This window comes from Microvirga tunisiensis (assembly GCF_009296175.1).
In the GTDB taxonomy this organism is placed as follows: Bacteria; Pseudomonadota; Alphaproteobacteria; order Rhizobiales; family Beijerinckiaceae; genus Microvirga; species Microvirga tunisiensis.
On the sequence record NZ_VOSK01000289.1, the window covers coordinates 1 to 7,903 of the forward strand.

The 7,903-nt window shown below is 60.8% G+C and carries 9 protein-coding genes and 1 pseudogene; 4 read left to right on the forward strand and 6 right to left on the reverse strand.

The window, feature by feature from the left end; genetic code table 11:
• Positions 1–24: 24 nt before the first annotated feature.
• The 4 genes from FS320_RS45455 to FS320_RS34015 form a co-directional block, all read right to left on the reverse strand.
• On the reverse strand, positions 25–186 hold the full coding sequence (locus tag FS320_RS45455) for a hypothetical protein (protein WP_153885364.1): 162 nt from the start codon (positions 184–186) through the stop codon (positions 25–27).
• A 277-nt stretch (positions 187–463) separates the two neighbouring features.
• On the reverse strand, positions 464–1,288 hold the full coding sequence (locus tag FS320_RS34005) for a carbohydrate ABC transporter permease (protein WP_152716814.1): 825 nt from the start codon (positions 1,286–1,288) through the stop codon (positions 464–466).
• Positions 1,289–1,290: 2 nt separating this feature from the next.
• Positions 1,291–2,223 carry a carbohydrate ABC transporter permease gene (locus tag FS320_RS34010; protein ID WP_152716815.1) on the reverse strand — a complete coding sequence of 311 codons (933 nt, stop codon included), beginning with the start codon at positions 2,221–2,223 and terminating at the stop codon, positions 1,291–1,293.
• A gap of 42 nt (positions 2,224–2,265) precedes the next feature.
• A complete protein-coding gene (locus FS320_RS34015; RefSeq protein WP_152716816.1) occupies positions 2,266–3,591 on the reverse strand; it encodes an ABC transporter substrate-binding protein in 1,326 nt (441 codons plus the stop codon).
• Positions 3,592–3,731: 140 nt separating this feature from the next.
• Between FS320_RS34015 and FS320_RS34020 the strand changes: the two genes are divergently transcribed.
• The 3 genes from FS320_RS34020 (at position 3,732) to FS320_RS34030 (ending at position 6,289) form a co-directional block, all read left to right on the forward strand.
• Positions 3,732–4,619, forward strand: a complete 888-nt coding sequence (locus FS320_RS34020; RefSeq protein WP_162003421.1) for a dihydrodipicolinate synthase family protein — start codon at positions 3,732–3,734, stop codon at positions 4,617–4,619.
• On the forward strand, positions 4,616–5,290 hold the full coding sequence (locus FS320_RS34025; RefSeq protein WP_152716818.1) for a GntR family transcriptional regulator: 675 nt from the start codon (positions 4,616–4,618) through the stop codon (positions 5,288–5,290). Before FS320_RS34020 ends, FS320_RS34025 begins: the two co-directional genes overlap by 4 nt.
• A gap of 78 nt (positions 5,291–5,368) precedes the next feature.
• A complete protein-coding gene (locus FS320_RS34030; RefSeq protein WP_152716819.1) occupies positions 5,369–6,289 on the forward strand; it encodes a PfkB family carbohydrate kinase in 921 nt (306 codons plus the stop codon).
• Here the strand turns inward: FS320_RS34030 and FS320_RS34035 are convergent.
• Positions 6,286–7,188: an NAD(P)-dependent oxidoreductase gene (locus FS320_RS34035; RefSeq protein WP_152716820.1), complete on the reverse strand. Its 903-nt coding sequence runs from the start codon at positions 7,186–7,188 to the stop codon at positions 6,286–6,288. The two genes, FS320_RS34030 and FS320_RS34035, sit on opposite strands and share 4 nt — an antisense overlap.
• 57 nt (positions 7,189–7,245) lie before the next feature.
• A pseudogene (locus FS320_RS34040) lies at positions 7,246–7,701 on the reverse strand (tripartite tricarboxylate transporter permease); the annotation flags it as partial.
• 58 nt (positions 7,702–7,759) lie between these two features.
• Between FS320_RS34040 and FS320_RS48700 the strand changes: the two are divergent.
• A partial coding sequence (locus FS320_RS48700; protein WP_244626992.1) for a DUF6429 family protein occupies positions 7,760–7,903 on the forward strand: 144 nt, incomplete at its 3' end.

Consider the following 7,903-nt stretch of genomic DNA (forward strand, 5'->3'; position numbering starts at 1 on the left):
AGAAAGGCGTCTGCCTCGAGCGCGTCAAGCGACCTGACCGATCGGATCCAGATCGGCGTTCAGGGAGAACCGCTCGAGCTGCACGGCATAAGCCGCTTCCAATCCTTTGAGCCGGACTTCGGGTTCGCCTGGAATGAGAAGATCGCTCAGTCCCAGAGCGCCAAGAGCCAAGAGAATCCTGTTCATCGCCGTCCTCCCTTTCGCCCGCATGGACAACTCAGGCATGAGGCAGAGACCACAAGGAAGGCCTTGTTGTACTCTTTTCCGGCGAGGCTGCTTAATCACTTGCGACAAACGCTTGGCATTTTTGGCGGACAGGATAGCGCAATTGCTTTTCCGCAGCTGAAAACGGCAATCGTCATCCGGCCGCGGCACCTTCTCGATTAATTGGGACTTACCCCCGACATTGTTGAACCGGCAGAAGGGCTTGTCGCTCAGTGCCGAACTTAGGACAGAAAACGCATCATCCGCCCTTCACAGCACCGGCCGTGAGGCCTGCCACGATCTGCCGCTGCGCGATGATGGTGAGTATGAGGACCGGCAAAGTCACGATCAGTGCCGCCGCAGCCAAAGGGCCCCAGCTCAATTGCTCGAAGGACAGCATGTTGTAGACCGCGACGGGCAGGGTACGAGTTTCCCGGCCTGCCAGCACGACGCCGAAGACGAAGTTGTTCCAGGAGAAAATCACTGCGAGGATGAACGCGACCGTGATGCCGGGCTTCGCGATGGGCAGGGCGACATAGCGAAAAACGTGCCAGCGGTTGGCACCATCGATGACGGCCGCCTCCTCGAGTTCGAGCGGAGTTGTCTCGAAATAGCCGATCATGATCCAGATGACGATCGGCACCGTGATCACAAGGTGAGCGATGATCTGCGGCAGGAGCGTGCCCATGAGCCCCAGCCACTGGAAGAGCAGGAAAAGTGGGATCAGATACGATAGGCCGGGGGTCATGCGGGCGATGAGCACGACTACGGCGGCCTTGGTCGCCCGCATGCGGGCAATGCCATAGCCGGCAGGCACGCCGATCAGGAGGGCGAGTCCGGTTGCGGCGCCGGTCACGATCAGGCTGTTGAGGAAGAAGAGGCCGAAGCGATTCGACTCGAACACGCCCGTATAGTTTTTCCAGGCGAACCGTTCGGGGATCAGGATCGGAGGATACGCGGCATTATCGACCTCGAATTTCAGCGAGAGCGAAATCATCCAAAGGAAGAATAGGATGGCCGGCGAGACCAGCACGAGACCGACGAACAGAAGACCGAGCGAATTGGCGGCTTTTCGGAGGTTCATGCTCAACCCTGAATGTCGATCCACTTCGTGCGCTGACGAAGATGGAGCATGAGAAGGGACAGGGCAATGACGAGGGCGAAGAACACGACTGCAATCGCCGATCCGTAGCCGACGTCGTAATAGGCGAATGCGACACTGTAGAGATAGAGATTGATGGTTTCCGATGCCGTGCCTGGTCCGCCCTGGGTAATGGCATAGATGATATCGAAGCTCTTCAAGGCATCGATAGTTCTGATGATCACGGCGACCATAAGGAACGGCGCGATCATCGGCAGCGTGATGTAGCGGAAGCGCTGCAGGACGTTTGCTCCGTCAATGGCGGCGCTTTCATAAGGCTCTATCGGAATGGCCGCGAGACCACCCAGGACGATCAGCATGACGAGCGGCGTCCACTGCCAGGTCTCGACCAGAACCAGCGACGGGATAACCGTGGAGGGATTGAAGACCCAGGCCTGCGGACCGATGCCGATCAGGGACAAAAGGTAGTTCAGCACCCCCAACTGCGGATGAAACATCATCGTCCACACCAATGCGACAGCCACGGGCGTGGCCATCATCGGCATGACGAACACGCCGCGCAGGACGCCCCGGAACGGCAGACGGGAGTTGAAGATGAGAGCCGCAAAGGTACCGAAGATCAGGGGCAGAACGACCGCCAGGAACGTGTAGACGAGCGTATGACCGACGGAGGTCAGGAAGCGCTCGTCCGACACGAGACGCATGTAGTTCGACATGCCGGTGAAGCGCCGGGCCCCACCGACCGTCCATTCTTGCAGGCTCATCCATACCGTGAACGCCCACGGGAACACGATCACCGATCCCACCACCGCCACGGCGGGAACGACGAAGGGCCAGTAGGAGCTTTTTGGGCGAGCGCCCGTCGTGGGCGCTGGCTCCGTCAGCGGGGCGGCCTGGCGTTCAGCGATGGTGGCCATGGACATGCTCCACCATGCCGATCTTCTTCCATCCGGCTCGCATCAAGCCTTCTCGCTTCGCTCGAGGATGGGCTTGAATTGCTCCGTCGCCTTTTTCATCTCGGCGGCCGGATCCCCTCCTCCCAGTAGATTCGTCAGCCCGATGCCGATGACATCGCGGAACTCGGTCACCGGTTGGATGACAGGAAGTCCGAGCTTGCTGATCTTGCCCGATTCCACCACTGCGTCGATCCAGGCCGGTGGCATCTTCACGCCCTTGCGAGTCTCAGGATCGTTGAGAATCGACTGGCGGAACGGAACGCCGCCACCCGCCTGCAGCAGGCGCGCGCCCATCAGCTTTGAGACGGCCCATTGGCAATAGAGATAGGCTGCTTCCTTGTTCTTGCTGGCAGCCGTGACGCCGATGCCATCGCCGAACGTCGCCGAGGCTTGCGCCTTCGGTCCACGCGGCATGACACCATATCCGACCTTGCCGACGACTCGCGATTTCTCCGGATCCTCGAGCGGAGGCGCAAAGCCGACGCCGTCGAGCCACATGCCGACCTTGCCCTGCAGGAAAGCCGATTGGCATTCCGACCAGTTGAAGCCGGCGACGCCCTGCGGTGCGGACTTGGTGAGAAGACGCTGATAGAGCTTCGCAGCCTCGATCGCCTCCGGTGAGTCGGTCATAAGATTGCCGCTGGCATCGACCGGATCGATGCCCTGGCCGAGAAGGAAGCTCGTCCAGACAGGAACATTGGCATTCTTCAAACCGCGGGCGACGAAGCCATAGGTCCCCTCCTTCGAATCCGTCAGCGCCTCCGCGGCCTTCACCATCTCGTCGAAGGTTTGCGGATAGGAGAGCCCCTTCTTCGCGAATAGTTCCTTGTTCCAGTACACCAGCCAGTAATCGACGGAGAACGGCAGCGACAGCATCTGCCCCTGCGGATTCTTCGCATAGAGCAAGCCCGCCTGAGAGAAATCGCTTTCGGTGAGGCTCGGATCCGTCAGTTCCGGATTCTTCATGAAGCCGCTGATGTCGGCCAGCCAATTGGCCTTCTCGAACTGGCGCTTCTGCACGTGGTAGCTGATATGAACCACGTCGAAGCTCGGGCTTCCCGAGTTGAGTTCGATCACGGCTTTCTGCCGCTGCTGCTGCTCCGGCGTCTGCTCGGATGAAACCTGAATTCCCGTCAGGTCAGTGAATTCCTTCTCGTATTTCTGGAGAACCTCGCCGCGCGGGCTCTTGATGAGGTTCACCCCGATCTTCGTGCCGGCGTACTTCTTCCAGTTCACATCCGCGAAGGCGGGCATCACGCCGCCGAAACCGTATGCGGCAGCCGCCGCCGTGCTTGCAAGAAATGTACGACGCGTAACCGATCCGACCATTGCCCGTTTCCTCCGTGATTTGATGTAACGGTCCTTTCGGACTCTTTTCGGTGCTTGCAACCGATTAAGCACCATGTAACATGTTAGTGTCAACACAACACTTGCTCGGCCAGCAGCCGAAGCTGTTATTGGAGGCTATCTTGTCGCTCAGCTTTGGCATCAGTCCCGCCCTCGTCACTCCCTTTCTCGAGGGAAAGGTGGATGTTCACCGCTTGGCGGCCCATGCCAAAGATTGCCTTGCCCGCGGCTGCCGGACGGCGACACTGTTCGGGACGACTGGCGAGGGCCCCTCCGTCGGAGCCGCCGAGCGCGAACGCGTCGCGAACGAGGTCGTAGGGCTCGGCATCCCGGCGGAAAAATTGGTGGAAGGCGTGATCGCCTGTTCGCCGGAGGAGGCTGCCTATAGCACAAGCCAAGCCTTGCGCCGCGGTGCCCATGCGGTCCTGCTGGCGCCGCCCTTCTACTTCCGCCCTGCCCCGGACGACGCTGTGTTCGACTGGTATTCGGCCGTGTTCGAGGCTGTCGGCAGCGATCTTCGAGATGTCATCCTCTATCATATTCCCGGCATGACCGGCGTACCCCTCTCCCACACGGTCATATCGCGCCTGAAGGATCGCTATCGCGGCGCCATCAGAGGCGTCAAAGACAGCGCGGGCGACGCCGAGGCGACATTCGCCCTGATCAAGGCCTTTCCGGATCTCGACATCCTTGTCGGCGATGAAACCTATCTCGGCCGGGCCTGCGCCGCGGGTGCCGCAGGATCCATCTGCGGAGTGGCCAACATCCTGCCCGAAGCCGTGATCGCCTTGGCGGAGAACGGACGAGACGATCCTCGCATCGTCGAACTGGTTCAGGAGATCGTCCGGCGCCCCGTCATCCCGATGGTGAAGGCGCTCGTCGCTCATGTGCGCAGAGATCCGGTTTGGGCGGCCGCAAGGCCTCCTCTTCCGACACTGGACGAACAGACCACGGCGCGAGCCGTATCACTGCTCGAGCCATTCGGAAATGTGACCAAGGCCGTCGCATGAGCATGGCCCGCCGAGCGCCCCGCTCGGAACTCAAGCTGCGCGAGCGGGCCTACGACGTCTTTACGGACCAGTTGTTGCGAAGCGAGATCAAGCCTGGCCAGTTTGTGACCCAGCGGGAATTGGTCTCCCTCACAGGGCAATCTCTCGGTGCGATCCGCGAGCTGATTCCCCGGCTGGAGGCGGAGGGGTTGATCGTGACCGTCCCGCAACGCGGATTGCAGATCCTGCCGCTCGACATCACGTTGATCCGCAATGCATTCCAGTTTCGGTTGATCCTCGAGCGCGAGGCGATCGCGTCCTTCAGCCAAGCGGCCAGCGAAGCGGCAATCGGACGGATCGAAGCTGCCCATCAGTCGATCGTGGCTTCCGCACAGGACGGTCTGACGGAACGCCTTGTCGCCGAGGCACAGCAGGTGGACCGCGAATTCCACGAGACGATCATCGACGAGCTGAACAACGACATCATCTCGAAGGCATACCGGGTGAACTGGATCAAGGTGCGCCTCATTCGCCAGAACGAGACGAGCCTCGACGAAGATCTCGTGATTCCCGTCATGCGCGAGCACCTCGCCATCATCGCGGCCATGAAGCGGCGGGATATCCCGGCCGCCGTGGAGGCCGCAATTTCTCACATCATGAATGCTCGGGCGCGGGCACTCAGGCTCGAGTGACAGCCTTCGCCCTCCCAATGCGCCGAGCGATGTTTTAGTCTGACTCGGGCCAGCGATCGACAGTTTCGGACGAAAGCGATGAACCAGAAGCCGGTGATCTGCCTCGGGTGCGCATTCTGGGATACTATCTTCAAGGTCGACCAAATCCCGGGCCATGGCGCCAAGGTGCTGCCGGAAAGGGCTGTCCAGGCGGCCTCAGGGATGGCCACAGCCGCGGCTGCCACCGTCGCTCGTCTGGGCGGCAACGTCGAACTCTGGGCACGCATAGGAGACGATCCCACCGGCGACAGCTTCCTGCGCGATTTGTCCAGTGAAACCGTGCGCATCGACCGGATTCGCAGGATCCCAGGCGCCCGCACCGCCTTCTCGACCATTCTCGTCGACAGTGTCGGCGAAAGACTGGTAGTACCGTACACCGATCCGTCACTCGATTCCGATCCGAGCTGGCTTCCGCTTCCCGAAGTGGCAGAAGCCGCTGCCGTTCTCGTCGACATGCGTTGGCTCGAAGGCGCAAGGGTGCTGCTTGCCGAAGCACGCCGCCATGGCGTTCCGTCGATTCTTGACGCGGATGTCGCGCCTCCCGAATCGCTCCGCGAGATGATTGGTCTTGCAGACCACGTTCTGTTTTCGGAGCCTGCTTTGCTTTCCGTTGCCGCGAGCGCCTCACCCAGAGAAGCATTGGTGGAAGTTGCAACCACTCTTGGAGCAGACGTTGTCGGAGTGACACTTGGATCGGCAGGAGCACTGATATGGCAGCGCCAGGCGGTGGAAGGCTCTATCTATGAGTTTCCAACCATCCCCATCCGCGCCGTAGACACCTTGAACGCCGGGGATGTCTGGCACGGCACCTACGCCTATGGTCTCGCCAACAACTGGACTCTGCCCGAGACCATTCAGATGGCCAACGTTGCGGCGGCCATGAAGTGCGAGCACTTCGGGGGACGCCTCGGCTCTCCTCGGCTCCCGGAACTGCTGGAACGAAGCCGCGCTGCGACTTAAGATTCGATCGAAGATCCTAAGGCGTTCCGGCGTTCCAGTTCGACGAGCAGCCCACTGTGATCGAGATCGCCTGCATTCTCGATAAGGCCTCGGAAGAGATCTGCCGTCAGAGCTGTATAGGGCAGAGAATCCAGATCGATGCGCTCCGCAGCATCCAACGCGTTGTCGAGATCCTTGAGATGCGTGACCGAGCGGCCTTTCGTGACGAAATCGCGCTCGACCATGCGCTGGCCGTGCAGTTCGAGGATGCGGCTTTCGGCAAAGCCTCCACGGAGAGCCTCTCGGACTTTGGCCGGATCGGCACCTCCCCGCTGCGCCAGCAGAAGCGACTCGGCAACGGCACCGATGGTGACGCCGACGATGATCTGGTTGGCAAGTTTCGCCAGTTGTCCTGCCCCATGCGGACCCACGTGAACGGGCCGGCCCATGATCGCCAGGATCGACTCGACACGGTCGAAAATATCGGACTCGCCGCCGGCCATGATCGCGAGGGTACCCTGCTCTGCCCCAAGCGTTCCGCCGGAAACGGGTGCATCGATGTGATGGACGCCGCGCTCCGCGAGGCGCTTCGCGTGCTCCTGTGCTTCAGCCGGCTTGATGGAACTCATGTCGACCAGGACAGCACCCGGCCGGAGGGATCCTGCCGCGCCTTGCAAGAACAGTACATCGGTGACGATTCTGCCGTTCTCCAGCATGAGGATGACGACATCTGCGTCAGCCACGGCTTCGGCGGCCGTATCCACGACACGGGCGCCAAAAGCGGAAAGCGCTTCAGCCTTCTCGCGGGAGCGGTTCCAGACCGTCAATGAATGGCCCGCATCGAGCAGTCGTTTCGCTTGGCGCGATCCCATGAGACCGATACCGAGGAACGCCACATTGACTGAAGTGGATGCCGCCATTGGATACTCCTTCAATGGGACCCGCCCGATCTCGAGCGGGCCTTTTGAACATGAGGCTTAGGCGACCGCTGATGAGGTTTTGGGCTTCACCAGGCGGCCGAGCACGGTGCTCAGAAGCGGACCGAGGGCGAGCGCGAGTCCGATCAGCATGAGCGTTGCGACAAGGCCGTTCGACCAGAAGATCGAGAGCGATCCTCGAGACATGATCATGGACTGCCGGAAAGCGTCCTCCGCCTTGTCTCCGAGCACCATCGCCAGAACGAGCGGCGCGATCGGATAATCCAGCTTCTTGAACAGATATCCCACCACGCCGAAGGCCAGGGCCAGCCAGAGATCGAACGGACGACCCGCGACCGTGTAGGCACCGATGAAGCATACGACCACGATGACGGGACCGATGATCGCGAAAGGAATGCGCAGGATCGAGGCGAAAAGCGGAATGGTAGCGAGCACCATGAGCACGGCGACGATGTTGCCGAGATACATGCTGGCGATCAGACCCCAGACAAAGTCCGTATCCATCCGAGCGGGGCCGCGGGATTTTGGGTGCCGCGCGTGGTAACGTCGGTTCATGGAGATCGATGAGGACAAGATCGACGATGCCGTTTTGGCGCTGTTATGGCTGACGCTGCATAACGAGCGTTGTGCCTGGAAGGGCTTCGACTGGGCAACGACGGATCGGCTTCACAAGAAGGGCTTGATCGGCGACCCAGTC

Bases quoted from the DNA above. Each gene is read 5' to 3' on its own strand.
- FS320_RS34035 (WP_152716820.1), bottom strand. From the start codon at position 7,188: ATGGCGGCATCCACTTCAGTCAATGTGGCGTTCCTCGGTATCGGTCTC.
- FS320_RS34010 (WP_152716815.1), bottom strand. From the start codon at position 2,223: ATGGCCACCATCGCTGAACGCCAGGCCGCCCCGCTGACGGAGCCAGCG.
- FS320_RS34005 (WP_152716814.1), bottom strand. From the start codon at position 1,288: ATGAACCTCCGAAAAGCCGCCAATTCGCTCGGTCTTCTGTTCGTCGGT.
- FS320_RS34030 (WP_152716819.1), top strand. From the start codon at position 5,369: ATGAACCAGAAGCCGGTGATCTGCCTCGGGTGCGCATTCTGGGATACT.
- FS320_RS45455 (WP_153885364.1), bottom strand. From the start codon at position 186: ATGAACAGGATTCTCTTGGCTCTTGGCGCTCTGGGACTGAGCGATCTT.
- FS320_RS34025 (WP_152716818.1), top strand. From the start codon at position 4,616: ATGAGCATGGCCCGCCGAGCGCCCCGCTCGGAACTCAAGCTGCGCGAG.
- FS320_RS34015 (WP_152716816.1), bottom strand. From the start codon at position 3,591: ATGGTCGGATCGGTTACGCGTCGTACATTTCTTGCAAGCACGGCGGCG.